Below are 23,133 nucleotides of genomic sequence, written 5' to 3'. Positions count from 1 at the left end.
AAGCCGCCATCCGGCAACTCACCCTTCCTGTCGCATCACCTGCAACAGCGTATCCAGCAGCCCCGGGAAGCAGGCGTCCAGATCTTCCCGGCGCAGCGAAATCATATTTTCCCGCCCTTGCGGGCGCTGCCAGACCACGCCGCTGTCGCGCAATACGCGCCAGTGATGCGTCATGGTCGATTTCGCCACATCTTGCGGGCGCAACGTATTGCAGCTCAGTTCAGCACCATCGGCGAGCCGTTTGATCATCGCCAGGCGCAGCGGGTTGCCAAGGGCGAAGAGCACATTTTCCAGGCGGAATTGCTCACGTTCTGGGTGGTTAGCGATCATAATATTCCTGTGTGGCGATGGTCTGGCTTAAGAAAGTCACGGCCGGGCCGGTACTATACGCAAACTCGATTTTTAAAGCCACGACCTCAATCGTGACCCAACCAATCGTAATAATAGCAAAAATAGTTCGAATATACTCGTACAGTTGTACTATGATACATGCCAATGAATCGCGGCCAATTCCGGCCACGAACAGATAGTCAAATGACTAAGGACGCATCATGCCCCGACCCATCCCCCTCGAACGTTATCGCAACATCGGTATCTCCGCGCATATCGATGCCGGTAAAACCACCACCACCGAGCGCATCCTGTTTTACACCGGGATGAGCCACAAACTGGGGGAAGTACACGATGGCGCGGCAACAACCGACTGGATGGCGCAGGAGCAGGAGCGCGGGATCACCATTACTTCCGCGGCAGTGAGCTGCTTCTGGCCCGGTATGGACAGAAGTTATGAGCCGCACCGCATCAACATTATCGACACCCCCGGGCACGTGGATTTCACCATTGAAGTGGAACGTTCCATGCGCGTACTCGACGGCGCAGTAATGGTGTATGACTCGGTAGGCGGCGTGCAGCCGCAATCGGAAACCGTCTGGCGCCAGGCCAACAAATATCACGTGCCGCGTCTGGCCTTCGTCAACAAGATGGACCGCCCCGGTGCGGATTTCTTCCGCGTGGTGCAGATGATGATCGATCGTCTGAAAGCCAACCCGGTGCCGATCGTCATCCCGATTGGCGCGGAAGAGCATTTCACCGGCGTCGTGGATTTGATCAAAATGCGTGAAATCATCTGGGATGACGCCACGCAGGGTATGGTTTTCAGCTACGCGCCGGTGCCGGAAGAGTTACAGGCAACCGCACTGGAGTGGCGGGAAAAAATGGTCTCTGCGGCGGCGGAAGCCAGCGAAGAGCTGATGGATAAATATCTGGAAACCGGTTCGCTGGACGAAACCGATATTATTGCCGGTCTGCGCAAACGCACGATCGCCGGGGAGATCCAGCCGATGCTGTGCGGCAGCGCCTTTAAAAACAAAGGCGTGCAGCGCATGCTTGATGCGGTTGTCGAACTGATGCCGTCGCCGCTGGATATTCCTGCCATTCAGGGCGTGGATGAAAAAGGCCAGCCAGCGGAACGTCATCCGAGTGATGAGGAACCGTTCTCGGCGCTGGCGTTTAAACTGATGACCGACCCGTATGTTGGCCAGCTCACTTTTATCCGCGTCTATTCCGGCGTGCTGAAAAAAGGCGATGCGGTCTACAACCCGGTGAAAGGGAAGAAAGAGCGTATCGGGCGTATCGTGCAGATGCATGCCAACGATCGCCATGAAGTGGATGAACTGCGCGCTGGCGATATCGCGGCCTGTGTCGGGCTGAAAGATGTCACCACCGGCGATACCTTAAGTGACCCGGATGCGGTGATCACGCTGGAACGTATGGAGTTCCCGGAACCGGTGATTTCGCTGGCTATCGAGCCGAAAACCAAAGCGGACCAGGAAAAAATGGGTATTGCGCTGCAACGGCTGGCCTCTGAAGACCCGTCGTTCCGTCTGCACACGGATGAAGAGTCCGGCCAGACGATCATCTCCGGTATGGGCGAACTGCACCTGGAGATTATCGTTGACCGTATGAAACGTGAATTCGGTGTGGAAGCGAACATCGGTCGCCCGCAGGTGACTTACCGTGAAACGCTGCGTAAAACGGTGAAAGACATTGAAGGCAAGTTTGTTCGCCAGTCCGGTGGGAAAGGGCAGTATGGCCACGTGGTACTGACGCTCGAACCGCTGGAGCCGGGTAGCGGCTTTGTCTTTGAAGACGCCACCAAAGGCGGCGTGGTGCCGCGCGAGTACATTCCCTCCGTGGAAAAAGGGCTACGCGAAGCCATGAACAGCGGCGTGCTGGCTGGTTATCCGGTGGTGGATGTGAAAGCGACGCTGACATTCGGTTCCTACCACGATGTCGACTCGTCGGAAATGGCGTTCCGCATGGCGGCGATCTTTGGTTTCAAAGAGGGCGCGCGCAAAGCGGACCCGGCAATTCTGGAGCCGGTGATGCATGTGGAAGTGGAAACGCCGGAAGAGTACGCCGGTAACATTATGGGCGATCTCTCTTCCCGTCGCGGTATGGTGCAGGGCATGGAAGAGCGCTTCGGCAGCCAGATCATCCGCGCTGACGTGCCGCTGGCCGAGATGTTCGGTTACTCCACCACGCTGCGTTCTATGTCGCAGGGGCGTGCAACCTACAGCATGGAGTTCCACCACTACGCGGAAGCGCCGCGCAATGTGGCGGACGAGATCATCGCCAGCCGCGCCAAAGCCTGACCGTAATGTTCTGAACCCAAACCCCGCTGCGGCGGGGTTTTTCGTGTTCGCCATACGCGATAAACCGCGAGCACACGTTTTTCTCGTTGCGTCATAACGTGCTGTAAAAAAGCAGAAAATGCGCAAAACGGGCTATGCTTAACCTGTCTCCGCCGCTTTTAAGGAATGCCGCTATGCGCCGCGTAAAACTGCTTTGCTGCCTGCTTGCCCTGCTCTCAACCCGCGCTGCGCTGGCGGTCAGCTACCCTTTGCCGCCCGAGGGCAGCCGGCTGGTGGGAAGCCCGCAAACCATCACTATCGAGCAGGGCAATACGTTGCCGCTGGAAGCCTTTGCCGCGAAATACGGACAGGGGCTGAGCAATTTGCTGGAAGCGAATCCCGATGCCGATCCGTTCCTGCCGAAAGCGGGTTCACAACTGATTATTCCGCAGCAGATCATCTTGCCCGATACGGTGCGTGAAGGCATTGTCATCAACGTTGCCGAGATGCGCCTCTATTACTACCCGAAAGAGAGCAACACGGTGGAGATCCTGCCGATTGGCATTGGTCAGGCGGGGCGTGAAACGCCGCGCAACTGGGTTACCGCGGTGGAACGTAAACAAGAAGGGCCGACCTGGACGCCGACGCCAAACACCCGTAAAGCCTATGCCGCAGAGGGGAAAACCTTGCCCGCTTTTGTGCCCGCCGGGCCGGACAACCCGATGGGGCTGTACGCTATCTATATCGGCAAGCTGTATGCCATTCACGGTACCAATGCCAATTTCGGTATCGGTTTACGCGTCAGCCAGGGCTGTATTCGCCTGCGTAATGCGGATATCAAATATCTGTTTGATAACGTTCCGCTCGGGACGCGCGTGCAGGTTATCGATCAACCGGTGAAAATGACCACCGAGCCAGACGGCAGCCGCTGGCTGGAAGTGCACGAACCGCTCTCGCGCAATCGCATGGAATTTGAATCCAGCAATAAAGTTCCGCTACCGGCCACGCCGGTGCTGCATGCGCTGATGAAGGGCGATGAGGTCAATGTCAGCCGGGCGTCTGCCGAGCTTGAACGCCGTTCGGGAATGCCGGTGAATATCAGTAGCCAGCCCGGGCAGATCGATAAACAGCGCCTGTAAGCGGCGCTGTTTTATTGGCGAAATATCCTGAAAAATAAAATCCACAAAATGAGGTGAGTGTGGGTTATTTGTGTTTTTATTTTTGTTGAATAGTGATTTTGTTATTTCGTTTTATTTCAACGCACGGAATGTCAATAGGGTGCGCTGCGGCCGGACGGTAGGATAATCCTTCCTATCCTGATTATTCGTGTTCCGGCAGCAGGGCAATAAAATAATGAGAACTCCGGCAGTAAATAAACAAGCCATGACTTTACTGGCTTCTCTGGTATTAACCAGTTGCGCCACCTCTGAAGGGCTTCACACGCACAATAAAATATTAAATCCGGATTCGCTGGCGGCGAAAAATACGCTGTCGCAGGTCACGTTAAGCCCGGCAAACTGGCCCGAAGGCAACTGGTGGGCGCGTTTTAACGATCCGCAACTTGATGCGCTGATCCGCGACGGGCTGGCGTCCAGCCCCAGTTTGCAGGAAGTGAACGCCCGTGCGGACCAGGCCAATGCCATGGTAGTCAGCGCCAGAGCAGAGCAACTGCCTGATATTAATATGGATGCCAGCATTACCCGTTCCCGCGTCGCACGCGTTGATGATCCTTTGCTGGTGGGCAAAACTTACAGCACGCTGCGCACTGCCTCACTCGGCACCAGCTACACGCTGGATTTATGGGGCGGCAAGAAAGCGGCCTGGCAGGCGGCATTAGGTAATGCCAAAGCGGCGGAGCTGGATAAACAAGCCGCCGCGCTCAGTTTGTCGGCCAATATTGCCCGCGCATGGAATAGTTTAAATGTCGCCTGGAAATTAGAAAAAATAGCGGCCGCCAATGCCGAACGCCTGGCAAAAATAAGCGACATCCAGCGTCAGTTTTATCACGGTGGTATTTCACCGGAATATCAATATAAACAGGCAATGGCTAACGATAAAGATGCGCAGACCGCATTATTACAGGCGCAAGAAAATGTTACTGCTGCGGGGATTAAGTTATCCACGCTGGTCGGCAAGGGACCGGATTATTGGCACCATCTGAAACCGTCCGAGGGCAACCCGGCAATGCAAACGACACTGCCGTCGACGATTCCGGCGGAGTTAGTCGGGCGCAGGCCGGATGTGGTGGCTGCGCGCTGGCGCGTTGAAGCGGCGGAAAAACAGATTAAAGCCACGAAAACCGAGTTCTACCCCAATATCAACCTCGTCGCCGAAGCCGGTACGCGCAATCTTCTTGGCGATGCGTTTGTCGGCGCGCCGAGTCGGTTTTTCAATGTCGGGCCGACGCTTTCGCTGCCGATTTTCGACGGCGGGAAACGGCGGGCGGATCTGGCGGGCAGCAACGCAGAGTGGGATCTGGCGGTTGCTCACTATAACAGCCTGCTGATTTCCTCACTGGGCGATATCAGCACCTCGATTGTGAATCTGAAATCGCTGGAGCAGCAGATTGTACAAACGGAAGATGCCGATAAACTCGCGCACAGCGCGTGGGACGACGTTTCCGCCCAGTTTAAAGCCGGATTGCGACCGTGGCTGGACGTCCTCTCATTACAGGATCAACTGCTGGCTTCAGATCGCAGTGTCGCGCAGCTGCAAGCCGACATGATGGATCAGAATATTTTGCTGATTGAACAGCTTGGCGGCGGGTTAATTGCCCAGCCCGCAAAGGCCATCAATTAATTTGATGCTTAATGTTAAATAAATGATATTTATTTGTATCAGATACTGCGTAGAGTAGGGGGAGTCAAAGGCAGGTTAAGCGGCGCATATATTGGTATGCGACGTAAATATATTCCGCCTGCCACGTTTTTCCTAAAAGGATCCCCGAAGCCATGAAAAAGATCGGATTTTTGACCTTTGGTCACTGGACGCCTTCAGCGCAATCCGCCACTCGCTCAGCCGCTGATGCACTGTTGCAATCCATCGATCTGGCGGTTGCCGCTGAAGAGCTGGGCGCGGACGGCGCCTATTTCCGTGTCCACCATTTCGCCCGCCAGCTCAGTTCTCCTTTCCCGCTGCTGGCCGCCATCGGTGCCAAAACCCGCAATATCGAGATCGGCACCGGTGTTATTGATATGCGCTATGAAAACCCGCTCTATATGGCCGAAGACGCAGGCGCGGCGGATCTCATTTCCGGCGGTCGCCTGCAACTGGGAATAAGCCGGGGTTCGCCGGAGCAGGTGATTGATGGCTGGCGCTATTTTGGTTATCAACCGGCCGAAGGCGAAAGCGAGGCCGACATGGCGCGTCATCGCACCGAAACGCTGCTGGAGATCCTGAAGGGTGAAGAGTTCGCCACGCCAAATCCGCAGCCGATGTTTCCGAATCCGCCGGGGCTTTTACGTCTGGAGCCTTACTCTGCGGGCTTGCGCGAGCGCGTCTGGTGGGGGGCAGGTTCGAATGCGACCGCGGTGTGGGCAGCAAAACTGGGGATGAATTTGCAAAGCTCGACGCTGAAAGATGATGAAACCGGCGAGCCGTTCCACATTCAGCAGGCGCAGCAGATCCGCGCGTATCGTGCGACCTGGGCGGAAGCGGGTCACCAGCGCACGCCGCGCGTTTCCGTGAGTCGCAGCATTTTTGCGCTGATGGACGATCGCGACCGCGCTTATTTCGGCAGCAGCCGGAACGATCAGGACAAAGTGGGTTTCCTTGATGAGAAAACCCGCGCGATCTTTGGCCGTAGCTACGCGGCAGAGCCGGAAAAACTGGTTGAAATGTTGAAACAGGACGAGGCGATTGCCGAAGCCGATACGTTATTGTTGACCGTGCCGAATCAGTTGGGCGTTGATTACAACGTGCATGTTATCGAATCGATTCTTAAATATGTGGCCCCGGCTATGGGCTGGCGCGATTAATATGAAAAAACAGGCGTGAAATATTGCGTGAGTTCACAAAATAACGCGACGGAGTGATTCGTCGCTTGTCAGTGAATTAAAAGCCAGTATCCTGTCGCAGGACAAACTGGATTGCTACCGTATTATTCTCTGACCAATACGGGCAAAACCTGAATCGTTTTTCTGAGCATTTACTGCCTGGAAAAGTGGTTCAGGTTTTTTTTTGGAGTTTTGCAATGATATCGGATTTTCCTCAGGAGGAGTGAGCACGTAAAAATACCGATAGCCTGTCAGTTCAGGTAAAACGTGAAATGCCCTGATAGTCGCTGTGGGATATTTCACGAGCGGCGCTGGTTTCCGCAGTGAATGATTTTCGCTATGTGTCATTTGCGGAAAATAACCCGTCGTTCATTTTACGGGTACAGATAATTAATTACCTGATGTCGATTCAATTCATCAGGCGGAGTTGTATTGCCTGAATATCTATCCAGCTCATGTTAATCAACCCATTTATTACCAGGGGTAACAGGAACAAAAAGATGATCAATAAAAAGCATCAACTGAAATGGATTGCGCTCTTAATATCCTCTGCGCTGTTTTCCGCTAGCGCCGCCGCTGCAAAACTCTCTGTTGAACAGCGTCTGGAATTACTGGAAAAAGCACTGGCGGAAAACCAACAGGAATTACAGGCCACGAAGCAAGAGCTGCGGCAATATAAAACCCGCTTCGACAGGCAACCGGTTCCTGCCCGTGAAACGGACGCTGTCGCCAGTCATACACCCGTCGATAAAACGCATGCGGCAACATCTGCGCCTGGCGACGCTACGCCAGCGCATTCTGCAGCGGTCACCGGCGCGACACCGGCACAAGAGGTGACGCTGGCGGACATCAGTAAATATGTGAAAAACGATCTCGGCTTCAGTTATACCGGCTACTTCCGCTCCGGCTGGTCGACCGGAACGCGCGGCGCGCCGAAGTCTTATGCTATTGGTTCTCTGGGGCGATTCGGCCAGGAAAACAGCGCCTGGTTCGATCTGCAATTGTCGCAGAAAGTCTACGATGCCGGCGGCAAGGTGGCGAAAGCCGTGGTCATGCTGGATGGCAACGTTGGCCAGCAATATAGCTCGGGCTGGTTTGACAGCACCTCGGAAAACCTCCTGCAATTCTCGGATATCTATCTGACAACCAAAGGTTTCTTGCCGTTTGCGCCGGAAGCGGATTTTTGGGTTGGTAAACATAACCTGCCGGTGTATGAAATTCAGATGCTGGACTGGAAAAGCCATCGCACGAATGCCGGTTCTGGCCTCGGCATCGAGAACTGGCAGCTTGGCCCCGGTAAGCTGAATATGGCCGTCACGCGAGAAGATGTTAACGCCCACGCGGTCGATTATGCGACATCGGGCAATACGCAGCAGGTTAACGCCAACAGCGCCGAGGTGCGCTATAAAGATATTCCGCTGTGGGAGAAAGCCACGCTGGAAGTGTTTGCGCGCTATGCGATGCCTAATGAAACCGATAGCAACCATAAAAATGAAGATAACGGCAGCTATTACAGCGTCAAAGATGCCTGGCATGGCGGTTTAATTCTGCGGCATAAGTTTAACGGCGGCGGATTTAACGAATTAACGCTCCAGGGAGCGGATAATTCCATCGCCAGCGGCTTTGCGTTAATTTCAGATTCTAACCCGACATACGGTTATAACGACCAGTATTATGGCGAGCATAGTTACGGCAAAGCCTTCCGCGTGATTTCTCAGGGCGAGAACTATTTACGTCCGGATGTGATTATGGCGCATGCGCTGGTCTATGCGCACGGTAATGATATTTATGACTACAATACCGGTGCGCATACTGATTTTAATTCCGTTCGTGCGGTGGTTCGTCCGGCGTATATCTGGGATAACTTTAATCAAACCGGCGTGGAGCTGGCCTGGTTCGATCAGAAAAATAAAACCGGCGGCAATGAATACCATGAATCCGGTTATAAAACGACGCTCTATCACGCGCTGAAAGTGGATACCAGCCTGTTGACCTCGCGCCCGGAAATTCGTTTCTATGGGACGTATCTGAAGGTGAATGAGAATGGCATCAGCCAGTTTGAATTTGCCGATGCGAAAAGCGACCAGTTCACCGTCGGCGTCCAGGCGGAAGTGTGGTGGTAATAACTTAAAAATTCAGAGCCTGCGCACAGCAGGCTTTTATATTGGTGGCCGTGCGAAATATAAAAGCGGCTCTGCGGGTATATAATCAGCAATCATCGGCTTCCGGTCATTTAAAAATGTTTAAGCATATGATCGAGAAACGCGCGTACCGCAGGATTGGAACGACGGCTTTCATGCCAGACAGCCGAAATATTGCCTCGCTCTACCGCAAAATCTGACAGTACGGGCACTAACTTTTTATCCCTCACCAGGGAAGCCACCATAAAATTCGCGGCCATGCCTATTCCGGCCCCGGCAGCAATGGCGGCGATGACGGCTTCGCTTGCGTCAACAATGATCGTTGACGAAGGCACAATCTCAATTTCCCGCTCTCCGACGCGGAACGGCCAGCGAAAAAGTTGCCCCGTATTCTGGTAACGCAGATTAATCGTTTGATGCCCGGCTAAGCCATTGGGATGTTCCGGAGGTGCGCAACGGGCTAAATATTCAGGCGAGGCATAACAACCTATCTGATAGGGCGCCAGGCGACGCGACAGCAGACTGGAGTCCGCAAGCTCACCCATTCGAATGGCAATATCAATATGCTCATCAACAAGGCTTACCATGTGGTCGCTTAAGCGCAGGTCAATCTTCACTTTGGGGTGAAGCGCGCAAAACTGTGGCAGAACAGGGGCAATCAAATGAATGCCAATGGGTAACGACGCCGCGATGCGTAATATACCTGCGGGTTCTGCGCGCGTACGTTTGGCTACCTGTTCGATCTCTTCCGCATCCCGTAACAACCGCAACGCCCGTTCGTGCAGTTCGCGGCCTTCGGCAGTCAAAACCAGCGAACGCGTCGTTCGCGTGAACAGGGTGATGCCGAGGTGCTTCTCCAGCCGCTGAATACTTTTACTGATGGCGGAAGGCGAAACGGAAAGCGAGCGGGCTGCCGCAGTATAGCTGCCCAGCGCGCCAGCACGAGCGAATGCAATGAGACCGGTGAGTCGTTCAAAAGCTATTTGTTCCTTCATGGCATAATTAAAGCGAAATTCAGCCTCATTATCAATCCTGAATATTCATCATATGCTCTGACACCTGAGCACTTTTAGAGCGAGATTGTGATGACTGAAATGATGAAAGCAGTACAACTCCATGCGTTTGGCGGGCCGGAAAACCTGCGGTATGAAGAGACCCCGAGGCCGGTAGCGGGCAGCGACGAGGTGCTTGTGCATGTGCAGGCCGCTGGACTTAACCCGCCAGACTGGTATCTGCGTGACGGTTATCGTGCACTTCCGCCTGAATGGTGGCCGGAACCCGCTTTTCCGCTCATTTTGGGAACTGACGTATCAGGTGTCGTCGCTGAAGTCGGTGAAAATGTTACCGGGTTCAGCACCGGTGATGAGGTCTATTCGATGGTGCGCTTTCCGCAAAGGTTGATGGAGGGCAGTGGCGGCTATGCGCAATATGTCAGCGTTCCTGCATCCGGGCTGGCATTAAAACCCCGGGGAATTGACCATGTTCAGGCAGCAGGGGCACCGATGTCACTCCTCACGGCCTGGCAGTTTCTTGTCGAAACGGGGCATGACGCACCGAATCCTTTCCAGACTTTTCCTCATAAGGCCGTTCCATTAAAAGGCCGGACCGTGCTGGTCAATGGCGCAGGGGGAGGCGTAGGACACCTTGCGGTGCAGATTGCCCGCTGGAAAGGGGCGCGGGTTATTGCCGTGGCCTCTTCCCGCAATGAGGCGCTGTTACGCGATCTGGGGGCGGATGAGTTTATCGATTACACCAAAACAGCACCCGAGAGCGTAGTAAGCAATGTTGATCTGGTGCTTGATGCGGTTGGCGGCGCAAATATGGCGCGCTTTCTGCGTTGTATAAGGCCCGGCGGTGCATTATTTCTGGTTAACCCGCTGGGGTTTTCCGCATGGAGTGAGGCCGCCAAAAAAGAGATTACGGTGTCATCCACGCAAGTTCGCTCCAGTGGTGCGCAATTAGCAGAAGCCGGTCATCTGCTGGAAGAAGGCATTATCCGGGTGGTCATTGATAGCACCTGGCCATTAGCCATGGCATCGGCTGCCCATCAGCGTGCTGCGATGGGAAGTATTCAGGGCAAAATTGTGCTGACAAACTTAGTGTGAGCTTATTTTCCGTTCGGCAAAATAGTGGGCAGGCGTGCTGCCCATCGTTTTTCTGAACATAGTGATGAAGGCATTCACGGACTCATACCCCAATTTAGCCGCGACGTTTTGCACGGATACGCCGCTGGCTAACTCCTGTAGCGCAATAATCAAATGGAGTTGCTGGCGCCATCGACCAAAGGTCAGCCCCGTCTCGCGCAGCATCAAGCGCGCCAGCGAACGTTCGCTTATCGCCAGCCGTTTCGCCCACTCTTTAAATGTGCTGCGATCTTCCGGCTGGCTTACCAGCGTATCGGCCATGGTCCGTATTTTGGGATTCGAAGAGACCGGCAGGCTCAGTTTCTGCTGCGGCATGGTGGCTAATTCGTCGAGCGTCACCCGGGTGAGCCTGGCAACGTGGCTATCCGCCGGGTAATCAATGCCCTCGCGGGTTAAGCGGTCAACTAATTCTTTAATCAACTGCGAAATCGCCAGCGTGCAACACTTCTCCGGCAGTGCTACGGCGCCGGGTTCGATGAATAAATAATTGAGATGCGCGTTCCAGGTCGCTTTGGCGCTGTGCGGGATCCCGCCCGGGATCCAGACGGCGCAGTGCGGCGGCACGATCCAGATGTCATTTTCCGCGCGACAGATAACGGCGCCATACAGCGCAATAATCAGTTGCCCTTTACGGTGCGTATGCATGGGCACTTCGGCGGCGTAATCAACGAACTCGAGATGACGTGCCACGGCCGGGCACGGTGTGGCGTCAGGATCAAACACTTGCGTGGCATCATTGGTCTTCATAGCATTGGCAACATTTAGGGATTTTTTGACAGAATAGAGTATTTAAGCGAGTGTGCAAGTCGGCAATAATCCCGGCATGAACAAAATAAACTTCTGTCACTGCCGCTTTGGGCGGGCTATATCTAACGTGTTCCACCGTGCAGGCGTCGTAATGGCTTCATTGACGCTGCAAAATGACGCCAATGCGTTGCTCTATTCCATCAAGAGCTTTGCAGCAGCGATGCTCGCTTATTACATCGCCTTATCGATCGGTCTTGAAAAACCTTCCTGGGCAATCATTACCGTTTATATTGTTTCGCAGACCTCGGTTGGCGCTTCACTCAGCCGCTCCCTTTATCGCCTGGCCGGAACCGTCATTGGCGCTGCGGCGACTGTGTTGATTGTGCCCACTTTCGTCAATATGCCGATCGTGTGCAGCGTGGTGCTTACCGGCTGGATCACCTTCTGCCTTTATTTATCCCTGCTTGAACGTACACCCCGCGCTTACGCTTTTGTCCTGGCCGGTTACACCGCGAGCCTGATTGGTTTTCCTGCGGTAATGCATCCCGGCGCGATTTTTGACACCGCCATCGTCCGGGTGCAGGAGATCGTGATTGGCATCCTCTGCGCGTCGCTTCTTCACCGCTATGTGCTGCCAAAACGGATATCCGGCCTGTTCAACAGCAAATTATCGGAAACGCTGCGCTCGGCGCGACAAACTCTTGCCGACGCGTTAGCAGGCAAATCCGACGAGGCTGCAAACAGTCTGCATCTGGCGCTGGCGTTGCAATATCTTCAGGGCGTCAGCCATCACATTCCCTATGACTTTGCTCTCTCGGTGCCGATCCGACACGCCAGAAACGCCCTGCATGACAAGCTGGCCCGCTTGTTAATCGTGATCTGCGAATTACGCGATCGCATACAGATGATTGAGGCGATACCGGACGATCTGCAAAAACTGCTGGGCGATGTTCAGCACTGGCTCGCCTGTGAGGATGAGCGGGAACGGAAAATCACGGCAGAAATGCTCAGAATACGCTGCGAGCAGTTAACGGCGCAGCAGGCGAAGCACGCGCTGACGTTGCAAGATGCCGTGCAAGCGAGCTTTGCCCGTCATCTGACAGAAGCGATCCTCCTTATACAGCAATGCGAGCGTCTTGCCGGGGCCATCCATCACGCGAAACCCGCGCCAGTGCAGGCGCAGGACCAGCCGGTGAAAGGCTATGTTTTCCATCGCGATCATCTTGTCGCTGCACGCACTGCGCTGGGGGCGTTCGTGATAATCGTGAGCGGCTGTCTGGTATGGATTTTCTCGGCCTGGCCTGATGGCGGCACGGCAGTTTCTATCCTTGGCGTCTGCTGTACGTTATTTGGCAGTTTCGACGCGCCGGCTCCGCATATTGTGAAATACATTATTGGCTCCTTCTGGGGCGTATTGATAAGCCTGATCTACAGCTTTGCCCTTCTTCCCCATGTCACCGAATTCACCGTGCTGGTTGCGGTGTTTGCACCGGCATACCTGTTGGCCGGATCGCTCCAGGCGCGGCCGCCCACCACGTTTATGGCCATGGGGATCACCCTCACGCTGCCGGTGTTGTGCGAGCTGGGTCCCCACTACAGCGGAGACTTCGCCGTGGCGGTTAACACTGCCATCGCCTTATTTGCCGCGACCGGTTTTGCCGTGATCGGGATGAGCTTGCTGCAAACCGTGCAGGCAGACTCGGCGATAAACCGTCTGCTGAAGCGTTGCCGTCGCGATATACGACGCAGCGTGAAAGGGGCGTTTACCTCCGACGAGACGCACTGGACCAATTTAATGATCGACAGGACGGCCTTGTTACTGCCGCGCTTGCAGCGTAGCGGGCAATCGCCAGCGCAGGCGCTTAACCAGATGCTGCACTATTTGCGGATTGGCCTCGGCGTGATGCATTTGCGCCGGGGTTATTCCCCGGCGGGAGGCGAGACGGGTAAAGCGCTTAATGAGCTGTTTTACCTGCTTAGCCGCGCGACAGATACCGCCATCTTGCGCCAGCGTATAGCCGCCATGATTGGCCGCTGTTTGCCTGCCGGGCCTCAACACTCGCAGCAATTCATTGGCAGGTTGGTTGATTTGTACTGTGCATTGCAGGAGCAGAACAGGGAGCAAGCAGATGATCAATGACATGAATATTGGCGGTGTCTTTTTCCCTGGCCTTTTGATCGTCGCGCTTCTGGCCCTGGTCTTTACCTTGCTGTGCGTGCCGCTTTTCTCTTTCAGCAGGTTTTACCGGCGTTTGCCTTATCGCCCGCTGATGGGTTTCTCAATCTATATCGTTACCTTTTCCCTGCTTATCCAGGGGCTGAATGCGCTGGGGTGGTTATTCGTATGAAATCGTTTCTCTCTCTGTTTGGACGCTACGCGCTGACATTAAGTGCCGTGGCGGTGGCAACACTGCTGGCTTTTATGATGTGGAAACACTATGCGCAAATACCCTGGACCCGCGATGGCCGGGTGCGTGCGGATGTGGTGCAGATTGCGCCTGAAGTTTCCGGGCCGGTGAGCAGTGTGGAAGTCAAAGATAATCAGTGGGTTAATCGTGGCGATGTGCTCTATACGATCGATCCGCGCTGGTTGAAGCTGGCCGTGGCCAGCGCGCAGGCTGACGTCGAGGCTAAACGCCATGAGATGTTAATGCGCCAGGATGCGGCGACACGACGTTCACGCATCAAGGGCGTGATCTCCAGCGAGGATTTGCAGCAAACAGACAGTGCGGCGAACGTCGCGGTGGCGAACTACCATGGCGCGCTGGCCGCGCTGGAACTGGCTCAGCTTAATTTATCCCATGCCACCGTGCGCTCGCCGGTTGCGGGTTATGTCACGCATCTGCGGCTTCGCGCGGGCGACTATGCCAGCGCTGGCGAAACAAAAGTGGCCATCGTCGATGCGAACAGTTTCTGGGTTGTGGGTTATTTCGAGGAGACCAAACTGCGCCATATTCGTGTGGGAAACAGTGCGCAGATAGCGTTGATGGGGTTTGAGCCTGCCATCACCGGCCATGTTGAGAGTATCGGGCACGGGATCGGTGACAGCAATGACGAGACGGGCGGGCTGGGGCTGCCGGACGTGGAACCGACATTTAGCTGGGTGCGGCTCGCGCAGCGTATTCCGGTGCGCATTCATATCGACACCTTACCGGCGGGAATTGATCTGGTGGCTGGTTTGTCCGCGAGCGTGTTGATTACGCCATAACGTTTCTGGTCACTGTTCCGCACACTTTGGGTTTAACGCTATGAATCACAGAAAAGAACTTATCATCAACGTCATCGCGTGGATTAATCGCAATATCCAGTCGCCAATGAAAATTGATGATGTCGCAGCCAAGTCCGGCTATTCAAAATGGCACTTACAGCGACTGTTTTTTGCGGAAACGGGCCAGAATCTGGGGCAGTTTATCAGGGAGAGAAAGCTCAGTTTAATTGCCGAGCAATTGATTACCTCCAATGAATCATTAATCAGTCTGGCAATGAAATACGGCTTTGATTCTCAGCAATCATTAACCCGGGCATTTCACAAAAAATATCAACTGCCGCCGCATAAATACAGAAAGACATTTTTCCGTCAGCATTTCGATGATTTTCATCTCGACGTAAAACCACGGAAATAATTAATAGTTGCGGTGAGTGTTCTGTTGCCGGGCCGGTTGGTGATTCAGGGATATCCATTTAAAAAGCAGGGCGCCTTGCCGGAATAATGCGCCTTTGTACCAGGATGGTGCGCGCTGCACTGGCATAATGCGCTTTAATCTCGCCATCCTGCCCGTTTACCCGCGTCCTCTGCGGTTTTTAAAAGCTGGCACATCAATTGCTTGCTCAAAGGTACCGCATCCTGCCTGGCAGGAACAGGCACCGTAGCCTGGCAAGCGGCTTGTGGCGAATCGCCACTCCAGTACATCGATTTCAGGCGAAGAAGCCCTGCCGGCAATGCTGTCGGCGGGGCTTTTTTTTGGAGTAAATCTATGAGCAAGTTAAAAGCATGGTTTCAGGGTCCACAAGATATCACCGAAGCAGAAGCCGTTGAGGATTACGCGGTTGGCCGCGTGCCGTCGCACTATCGCTGGCCCATTCCGGCCATTATTCTGGTGCTGCTCGGCAACTCTACCGCCATGTTCTGGTTCAGCCTTGGCGCGGACATGAGCTACCAGGTCGGCTGGCCCATGTTGCTACTGCCGATGGGTTATATGGTGGTGTTTGCCACCTTAATTGGCTCGTGCATTATGAAGATGGCGAGTAAAGAGGGGCTTTCACTCAATTTGATGACGCGCGGGCTGGGATTCGGCTATATGGGCTCAGCCTTCACCTCGCTGATTTACGCCGTGAATTTCATCTTCTATTTCCTGTTTGAAGGCACCATCGTGTCTCACGCCATCGCCAACTATGCGGGCGTGCCGGTCAACTCATTTACGGGCGTCGCCATCTTTGCACTCATGGGGCTGGCCGCCATCTGGTTTGTCTGGAAAGGCATGTCATCAATGCAATTTCTGCAAACCTGGGGCGTTCCCATTTTCGTTGTGCTGTTTGGCTTTTGTATCTGGCAATTAACGCACCACTATCCGGCGGTCAGCTTTAGCGGCTGGCAGCCAAAAGGGGAGATCGACAGTAACGCACTGTGGCTGGTGATGAATATGGCCAATGGGCAGATTGTCTTTCAGGGATTGATGGCCACCGATTACGGTCGTTTTGCCCGTCCGGGCATCAGCCATAAAGGCACCGCCACCATCATGCTGGGGATGCTGATCCCGATTGTGGTGGTCATGCTGTTTGGCGCGTTTATGGCCTACACCTTGATGCCGCATATTCAGGGAGAAGATGTCTGGTCGCTGGCGCTCGATCCGGGTTTCGTCTTCCCGCTGATTATTGGTCTGACCGGCGTGCTATTTGCGGTGATTACCCAGATCCGCATCAACGTGCTCAATCTCTACTCGGGTTCGATTGCGCTGTCGAATACCATGGATATGGCGTTTAACTATCGCCCGGGACGTCAGTGGTGGATGTTGCTGGTCTGGTTGCTCGGCGTGGTGTTCTATATCTGCAATATTTTGCAGTATACCGGCACGTTCCTCTCCATTACCGGCATTCTCACCAACACCTGGGTGTTTATTATCCTTGCTGATTACTTTATCTGCCGCAAAGTGCTGCACCTTGCGCCATCCGATTTCGTGGAGTTCCGCAAAGAGTATCTGCGTATGTGGAACCCGTCCGGCGTGATTGCGTTGTGCGTCGCGGTTGCGATAGGCGCAGCCGGCGTGTTGGGCCTGTATCCGATGGTGTACGCCTCGTTTATCGCCATGCTGGTTGGCCCGGTGCTGCACGTTGCTATCAGCGTCGCTACCCGCGGCAGTTATTACTTCAAAATCTTCCCTGAGGATATGCAAACCAACTGGAAACCCTCCGACGCTTATCAGGGACCGAAACCGGTATTTAATCCGTTACTGAGCAAGGAGGCAGAATAATGCGCATCAACGTTGCCACCATCCAGTTTGAACCGACGCTGTTCAGAAAAGAGGAGAACGTCACGCGTCTGCTGGCATTAGCAACCCAGGCCGCGCGTGATGGCGCGCGCTTAATCGTTATGCCGGAAATGGCGACCACCGGCTACTGTTGGCTGGATCGCGCGGAAGTTGCCCCTTATGTTGAAACGGCGGACGGAGCCACCAGCCAGGCATTTGCTGCCGTTGCACGCGAGTTTAACTGCTTTTTGGTCTTTGGCATGCCGGAGCGGGACCCGGTAACCGACCTCTACTATAACAGCGCCGTTCTGGTCGGGCCGCAGGGCGTGATTGGCGTCCACCGTAAAACGCACCCTTATATCTCGGAACCGAAATGGGCAGCTAACGGCGACGGCGGACATCAGGTATTTCACACTGAGATCGGCAATATCGCGCTGTTGATCTGTATGGATATTCACTTTATTGAAACCGCCCGGCTGGTTGCGCTGGGCGGCGCGCAAATTATCTGCCACATCAGCAACTGGCTGGCTGAACGCACGCCTGCGCCTTACTGGCTCACGCGCGGTTGGGAGAACGGCTGCGCGCTGATCGAAAGTAACCGCTGGGGCTGGGAGCGGGGCGTGCAGTTCAGCGGCGGCAGCTGCATTGTCGATAGCCACGGGAATCTGCTGGCCAGTTGCGACAGCGGCGACCGGGTACTCAGCGCTGAATTACCACTGCCTGAGGAGAATCCGCAACTGAATAAGCGTCGGCCTGAGCTGTATCAGCGTTTGATGACCAACACTTTGTTATGGAATCCAAAGGACTTTTTTGGCTTATACGGACGTAATCCGCTGCCCGACGGCAAAGCGTCCCGTATTGCGGTGGCGCAGTTTCGCCCGCAAAACGATGTTGATGCCAATCTGGCACAGATTCGGCACTGGGCCGAACAGGCGAAATCGGGCGGCGCGGAACTGCTGGTATTGCCGGAACGCGCGTTGACCGGCAGTGACGGTAGCCGCAATGCGCTGACGCTGGATGATGCGCCCGTACAGGCGCTGATCGCGCTGGCGATGGAGCTGGATATCGCGCTGCTCGCGGGGTTCGCCGAGCGGGAAGGGGAGCAGTGCTATAACAGCGCGGTGCTGGTGAGCAGCGGTGGACTGAGCGCGCACTATCGGCAGATTCATCTTAGCGAGCAGGATCGGCAATGGGCCTGTGCAGGTAATCAGTGGGTGACCTGCGATTTGCCCTGCGGACGGGTCGGTATTTTGCTGGGCGAAGATCTGCTGGTGCCAGAGGCCGCAAGGATTCTGGCGCTGGAAGGCTGCGACATCATTGCGTGCCCGGCGCAGCTTCATTCACCTGCGCCAATGGCGCACACGGGCACGGCGATCCCCCATGTCTGGCCGATTCCGCGCGGTGCCGATCCTTACCACTGGCTGCTGCCGCGCGTTCGCGCGGGTGAGAATAATGTCTGGCTGGCGTTTGCCAACTGGCCAGCCGCGGAAGGAGAAAGCTTTGGTCTGAGCGGAGTATTCGGCCCGGATACGTTTGCTTTTCCGCGTAAGGAAGCGAAAGCTACCGGTGCGAAAGGGCTGGCGGTGCTGGATATTTCCACGGGTTCAGCCGATACCACCTACCCCGATCATGTGGTAAGACGTAAAGACCTGGTGCTGATGCGTCAGCCGCATTACTACACTGCGCTGGTTGCTCAACCGCCGCGATGAACCACAGACGCGGCCTGGGGGCCGCGTTGATTCAGGAGTTATTATGTCTGCCACTCAGCCGCTGCCTAAACGCGTTATTCCGGTCGGTATTCTCTATTCTGTTTCAGGCGATTATGCGGTTATCGGGCGCGAGATGCTCAACGGCATTCTGTTGGCGATCGAGGAGATAAACGCAAATCCCGCCCATCAATTTACCCTTGCTCCCGTGATCCGCGATCCGCAGGGTTCGCTGGATCTCTACTACGAATATTGCCACGACTTACTCTATCGCCACGGCGTACGTCATGTGATCGGCTGCTACACATCCGCGGCGCGTAAAACCATTCTGCCATTGATCGAAGGCGCAAATGCGCTGCTGTGGCACTCCGCGCGCTATGAAGGGTTTGAGAGCAGCAACAGCGTGATTTACCTTGGCGCCACGCCCAATCAGCATATCTTGCCGATGCTTAGTTGGCTGTTACAGCAGCAGGCGGCGGAGATCTATCACATCGGTTCTAACTATGTCTGGTCCTGGGAGATGGATCGCATCACCCGTGAAGCCGTGATTCCTGCGGGCGGCAGCGTGGTGCAGAGCAAATTACTGCCGCTGGGCGACGAAAATGTAGAAACGTTAATCGCTGATATTATCGCCTGCCGCCCGAAAGTGCTCCTGAATACTATGGTTGGTAAAAGCGCCTACAGTTTTTACCGCGCCTGGCACCAGGCCTGCCAGCAGCAACCGTGGTTAAACGAGGTGCTGAAGCTGAGCCTGACGCTGTGTGAGCCGGAAGTGCAGTTAATTGGCGCAGAGGCATTAGAGGGGTATCTGGTCTCTGCAAGCTGGTTTCAGTCAATTGACAGCGCCGCCAACCGGCGTTTTCTGAGCAGCTATCGCCAGCGCTTTGGCGAGCATGTTTCGCCGTCCGTGGATAGCGAGAGCGCCTGGCTGGCCGGACATTTGCTGGCGAGAGCCATTGCGCGCCACGGCAATGCTGACGTTGAAGGCGTGCGCAATGCGGTATTGCAGGATGAAATGGATTCGCCAGCCGGGCGGATTCGCCTCGACGCCGACAATAATCACTGCTGGTTGACCCCGCATCTGGCGCGCTGTCACAACGGCAGGCTGGAGAGTTTCTGGCAGGCTGATGCCGCGGTGAAGCCCGATCCCTGGCTGGCCTGGGTGGATCTCGCGAGCCTCACGCATCGCGGAGGCAGCGCATGAGCCGAAAAAACGTGCAGATGCGCGGATTAAAAGTGTGTGTGATCGGCTGTTCCGATCGTGATAATCACCATCTGGCGCAGCAGTTTAGCCGCATAGGAATTGAGGGCTTGTTCTGTGCGACGTTTCCTGACGAGAGCCAGCTGGCTGACCAACAGCTCCTGGTGTTCGACGGCGATAACTCCACCCTGTTTCACCCCACCAACCTGCTACCCTGGCCCGCGCTGCCAAAGATTGCGCTTACCGCCATTGAAACGCCATCGCGTTTACAGTGGATTGCCGAGCAGAAGATCGACAGCTACATGCGCAAACCGGTACGTTTTGATGGTGTGATGACCGCATTTACGCTGGCGCTTAATCATGCCGCGCACATCAACCAGCTCGAAGCGCAACTCCGGCGGCAGGAGGAGCGATTGCGCGCGCGTAAGTTTCTGTTTTCCGCGCAACTGCGGGTTATGCATGCGCTACGGCTGGAGGAGGACGATGCCTACAGCTTGCTGCGTCGCGCTTCAATGGCGCAACACATGACCATTGAAAACCTCAGTTGTGAGTTGCTGAACGACACGGAGTCCTGGCTTAACCGGTTGAAATCACTGCTGGTGGAATAGTGTGCTGCGCATAGGCGTTGCTTTCACCCGCGCATCGCGAACCGAGGACCGTGCCTGTTCTTTTCCGCGCGGCTTCGCGTGGAACGCCGCCCGGTGCTGGAGGCCGAGCTTCTGCAGCGCATCCCGCAAGCGACCCTGCATATTATCGCCGAAGCCGGGCATCTGTTGCCGTAAACCTGCTGGCAGCGGCAAACATGCTCTTAACGCAGGCTGGCGAGATATTTTTCCCCTGAGCGGCGCACGATCTCAGCGGCGCGTTATCTTGCTCAGCAGGTTATGCGGCTCGTGGCTGCAGCTGGTAAATCCATGCGCTGACGCGCTTGCCCTCAGCGGTGGTGACCTCGACCAAAACGCGGTCGTAGCCCTCTTCAAATTCATCCAGCATTGGCCAGTGCGCAGTAAGGTTGTCGGACAAAAACAGGTAACCGTGTACCTGCGCGCCGTTTTTATCCAGTACGATGCCAGGAAAATCGGCGGCGGCTCCCCAGCCACGCACGTAAAACGTACCGGTGACGTAGCCCGGCAGCCATTCACCGCCGATGTTTTCCAGAATATGTGCATTAGAGCAGCCGGGACGCAGCGTGCCGTAGACAAATAACGATTCCATTTTCCCTCAACAATCAAAGCGATAAACACCCGACGGGCGAAGAGTATTCAAAATACGGTTTTGTGATGAGGTTCGCAACTGTCTGCAAGTGCGGTGCGTGGTAAACGCCGAAAAGCAAAAAGCCTGCTCGAAAGCAGGCTTCTTAAATATGGCTCCTCTGACTGGACTCGAACCAGTGACATACGGATTAACAGTCCGCCGTTCTACCGACTGAACTACAGAGGAATCGTGTGGAGGCTTATCTTAGCGGCGAAAAATCTTTTGTCAAACCTCATTTTAGCGATGACGACCTGACTGCTGAATCCCTCGTCAGATTGATCTAATAAACACCGATTTTGGCGTAAATACTTTGCAGGTTCAGGGTTTCTCCCTCATCATTTGAAATGTGATTTCACCTTTCGCGGCTAAGGACCATTTTGAACCTCGTCACTCCCTTACGCCAGGCCGTCATGCGTACGCCCTGGTACAGAAAACGTAAAAGTTACCGTGTCTTATTCTGGCGAGAAATCACCCCACTTGCCGTACCTATCTTCCTGGAAAACACCTGTGTTTTGATGATGGGCGTGCTCAGCACGTTTCTGGTGAGCTGGCTGGGTAAAGAAGCGATGGCGGGCGTCGGCCTGGCGGACAGCTTCAATATGGTGGTGATGTCTTTTTTTGCCGCCATTGATTTAGGGACGACGGTGGTCGTGGCCTTCAGCCTCGGCAAACTGGATAGTGAGCGGGCGAGGGCGGCAACGCGGCAGTCGCTGGTGATCATGACGTTGTTTGCCATTATGCTGGCGGCGGTGATCCACTACTTTGGCACGCAAATCATCGACTTTATCGCCGGTGCGGCGACGGCCGAAGTTAAAGCGCTGGCGCTGACCTACCTTGAACTCACCGTTATCAGCTACCCGGCGGCGGCGATTGCGCTGATTGGCAGCGGCGCGCTGCGCGGCGCGGGCAATACCAAAATCCCGCTGTTGATTAATGGCGGGATGAATATCCTCAATATCATTATCAGCAGCATCCTGATTTATGGCCTCTGGGGCTGGAAGGGCATGGGTTTTGCTGGTGCAGGGCTGGGGTTGACCATTTCCCGCTATATTGGCGCGGTGGCGATTATCTGGGTGCTGATGATTGGTTTTAATCCGGCGCTGCGTATCTCGCTGAAAAGCTACTTCGAGAAACTCAACTTCTCCATTATCTGGGAAGTGATGGGGATCGGCATTCCGGCCAGTATCGAGTCGGTGCTGTTTAATGGCGGCAAGCTGTTGACGCAAATGTTTGTCGCGGGCATGGGTACTAACGTCATCGCCGGTAACTTTATCGCCTTCTCCGTGGCGGCACTGATTAACCTGCCGGGTAACGCGCTGGGCTCTGCGTCTACCATTATTACCGGTAAGCGCCTCGGTAAAGGGCAGATTGGCCAGGCAGAACGCCAGCTACGCCATGTCTTCTGGCTTTCGACGCTGATGCTGACGGCCATTGCCTGGGGGACAGCGCCTTTTGCCGGGCTGTTCGCCGCCTTTTATACCCAGGAAGAGGATGTAAAAGAGGTGGTTAAAGTGCTTCTGTGGCTCAATGCGGCGTTTATGCCGATTTGGGCGGCGTCGTGGGTGCTGCCTGCAGGCCTGAAAGGCGCGCGCGACGCCCGTTTCGCCATGTGGGTTTCTATGCTTGGAATGTGGGGTTGCCGGGTGGTGGCAGGGTATACGCTGGGGATCATGCTCGGAATGGGCGTGATTGGCGTCTGGCTCGGAATGTTCCTCGACTGGGCGGTACGCGGCGTCTTTTTCTACTGGCGCATGGCGAGCGGCAGATGGCTGTGGAAGTATCCAAAGCCGCAGAAAGGCGCCATTTCTGCACAAGCTGGAGAATAATTCGGCAAACGCGCCGAAAAA

The 23,133-nt window shown here is 55.1% G+C and carries 19 protein-coding genes and 1 tRNA gene; 15 read left to right on the top strand and 5 right to left on the bottom strand.

Features of this window, described 5'->3' with window-relative positions:
• Nucleotides 1-18 precede the first annotated feature (18 nt).
• Nucleotides 19-330 carry a helix-turn-helix transcriptional regulator gene (locus C0557_RS15880; RefSeq protein ID WP_043953096.1) on the bottom strand — a complete coding sequence of 104 codons (312 nt, stop codon included), beginning with the start codon at nucleotides 328-330 and terminating at the stop codon, nucleotides 19-21.
• Nucleotides 331-551: 221 nt separating this feature from the next.
• On the opposite strand from C0557_RS15880, the gene fusA reads away from it, so the two are divergent.
• The 5 genes from fusA (at nucleotide 552) to C0557_RS15855 (ending at nucleotide 8,751) form a co-directional block, all read left to right on the top strand.
• Entirely contained in the window at nucleotides 552-2,654 is a 2,103-nt protein-coding gene (gene fusA / locus C0557_RS15875) for an elongation factor G (protein ID WP_208659404.1), read from the top strand.
• Nucleotides 2,655-2,827: 173 nt separating this feature from the next.
• Complete coding sequence (ldtA, locus tag C0557_RS15870) at nucleotides 2,828-3,772, top strand: L,D-transpeptidase (protein ID WP_208659402.1); 945 nt, start codon at nucleotides 2,828-2,830, stop codon at nucleotides 3,770-3,772.
• 244 nt (nucleotides 3,773-4,016) lie between these two features.
• Complete coding sequence (locus C0557_RS15865) at nucleotides 4,017-5,432, top strand: efflux transporter outer membrane subunit (protein WP_253073731.1); 1,416 nt, start codon at nucleotides 4,017-4,019, stop codon at nucleotides 5,430-5,432.
• Between the two features lie 152 nt (nucleotides 5,433-5,584).
• Entirely contained in the window at nucleotides 5,585-6,610 is a 1,026-nt protein-coding gene (locus C0557_RS15860; RefSeq protein ID WP_208659397.1) for an LLM class flavin-dependent oxidoreductase, read from the top strand.
• A gap of 518 nt (nucleotides 6,611-7,128) precedes the next feature.
• Nucleotides 7,129-8,751 carry a carbohydrate porin gene (locus C0557_RS15855; RefSeq protein ID WP_208659395.1) on the top strand — a complete coding sequence of 541 codons (1,623 nt, stop codon included), beginning with the start codon at nucleotides 7,129-7,131 and terminating at the stop codon, nucleotides 8,749-8,751.
• A gap of 110 nt (nucleotides 8,752-8,861) precedes the next feature.
• Here the strand turns inward: C0557_RS15855 and C0557_RS15850 are convergent, their stop codons facing one another.
• The gene (locus C0557_RS15850) at nucleotides 8,862-9,764 is read right to left on the bottom strand and encodes a LysR family transcriptional regulator (RefSeq protein ID WP_208659393.1); all 903 of its coding nucleotides are present in this window, start codon (nucleotides 9,762-9,764) and stop codon (nucleotides 8,862-8,864) included.
• 90 nt (nucleotides 9,765-9,854) lie between these two features.
• Between C0557_RS15850 and C0557_RS15845 the strand changes: the two genes are divergently transcribed.
• Nucleotides 9,855-10,874, top strand: coding sequence for an NADP-dependent oxidoreductase (locus C0557_RS15845; protein ID WP_208659390.1), 1,020 nt, complete (start codon nucleotides 9,855-9,857; stop codon nucleotides 10,872-10,874).
• Here C0557_RS15845 and C0557_RS15840 read toward each other — a convergent pair.
• A complete protein-coding gene (locus C0557_RS15840; RefSeq protein WP_208659388.1) occupies nucleotides 10,866-11,660 on the bottom strand; it encodes a helix-turn-helix transcriptional regulator in 795 nt (264 codons plus the stop codon). The genes C0557_RS15845 and C0557_RS15840 overlap by 9 nt on opposite strands.
• Nucleotides 11,661-11,736: 76 nt before the next feature.
• Here C0557_RS15840 and C0557_RS15835 point away from each other — a divergent pair, with 76 nt between their 5' ends.
• From C0557_RS15835 to C0557_RS15800, 8 genes are all read left to right on the top strand, one after another.
• Nucleotides 11,737-13,800, top strand: coding sequence for an FUSC family protein (locus tag C0557_RS15835; protein WP_208659387.1), 2,064 nt, complete (start codon nucleotides 11,737-11,739; stop codon nucleotides 13,798-13,800).
• Nucleotides 13,790-14,008: a DUF1656 domain-containing protein gene (locus tag C0557_RS15830; protein WP_208659386.1), complete on the top strand. Its 219-nt coding sequence runs from the start codon at nucleotides 13,790-13,792 to the stop codon at nucleotides 14,006-14,008. The genes C0557_RS15835 and C0557_RS15830 overlap by 11 nt, the downstream gene beginning before the upstream one ends.
• The gene (locus C0557_RS15825) at nucleotides 14,005-14,868 is read left to right on the top strand and encodes an HlyD family secretion protein (protein ID WP_208659385.1); all 864 of its coding nucleotides are present in this window, start codon (nucleotides 14,005-14,007) and stop codon (nucleotides 14,866-14,868) included. The genes C0557_RS15830 and C0557_RS15825 overlap by 4 nt, the downstream gene beginning before the upstream one ends.
• A 40-nt stretch (nucleotides 14,869-14,908) precedes the next feature.
• Nucleotides 14,909-15,283: a helix-turn-helix domain-containing protein gene (locus C0557_RS15820; protein WP_074779651.1), complete on the top strand. Its 375-nt coding sequence runs from the start codon at nucleotides 14,909-14,911 to the stop codon at nucleotides 15,281-15,283.
• Nucleotides 15,284-15,634: 351 nt separating this feature from the next.
• Nucleotides 15,635-17,128 carry a cytosine permease gene (locus C0557_RS15815; RefSeq protein WP_208659383.1) on the top strand — a complete coding sequence of 498 codons (1,494 nt, stop codon included), beginning with the start codon at nucleotides 15,635-15,637 and terminating at the stop codon, nucleotides 17,126-17,128.
• Nucleotides 17,128-18,834: a nitrilase-related carbon-nitrogen hydrolase gene (locus C0557_RS15810; RefSeq protein ID WP_208659382.1), complete on the top strand. Its 1,707-nt coding sequence runs from the start codon at nucleotides 17,128-17,130 to the stop codon at nucleotides 18,832-18,834. The genes C0557_RS15815 and C0557_RS15810 overlap by 1 nt, the downstream gene beginning before the upstream one ends.
• A gap of 43 nt (nucleotides 18,835-18,877) precedes the next feature.
• Nucleotides 18,878-20,035, top strand: a complete 1,158-nt coding sequence (locus tag C0557_RS15805; RefSeq protein ID WP_208659379.1) for a transporter substrate-binding domain-containing protein — start codon at nucleotides 18,878-18,880, stop codon at nucleotides 20,033-20,035.
• Nucleotides 20,032-20,640, top strand: coding sequence for an ANTAR domain-containing response regulator (locus tag C0557_RS15800; RefSeq protein ID WP_208659377.1), 609 nt, complete (start codon nucleotides 20,032-20,034; stop codon nucleotides 20,638-20,640). Before C0557_RS15805 ends, C0557_RS15800 begins: the two co-directional genes overlap by 4 nt.
• A gap of 274 nt (nucleotides 20,641-20,914) precedes the next feature.
• On the opposite strand, the gene C0557_RS15795 is transcribed toward C0557_RS15800, so the two are convergent.
• Both C0557_RS15795 and C0557_RS15790 read right to left on the bottom strand, forming a co-directional pair.
• On the bottom strand, nucleotides 20,915-21,247 hold the full coding sequence (locus C0557_RS15795; protein ID WP_208659375.1) for a gamma-glutamylcyclotransferase: 333 nt from the start codon (nucleotides 21,245-21,247) through the stop codon (nucleotides 20,915-20,917).
• A 149-nt stretch (nucleotides 21,248-21,396) separates the two neighbouring features.
• Nucleotides 21,397-21,472, bottom strand: a tRNA-Asn gene (locus C0557_RS15790).
• Nucleotides 21,473-21,660: 188 nt separating this feature from the next.
• On the opposite strand from C0557_RS15790, the gene C0557_RS15785 reads away from it, so the two are divergent.
• A complete protein-coding gene (locus C0557_RS15785) occupies nucleotides 21,661-23,112 on the top strand; it encodes an EmmdR/YeeO family multidrug/toxin efflux MATE transporter (protein WP_253073838.1) in 1,452 nt (483 codons plus the stop codon).
• Nucleotides 23,113-23,133 lie beyond the last annotated feature (21 nt).

The sequence above is a fragment of the Kosakonia sp. MUSA4 genome (genome assembly GCF_013085925.1).
Taxonomy (GTDB): domain Bacteria; phylum Pseudomonadota; class Gammaproteobacteria; order Enterobacterales; family Enterobacteriaceae; genus Kosakonia; species Kosakonia sacchari_B.
Note: the sequence above shows the minus strand (reverse complement) of the source record. Positions and strands in the feature narration are given on the sequence as shown.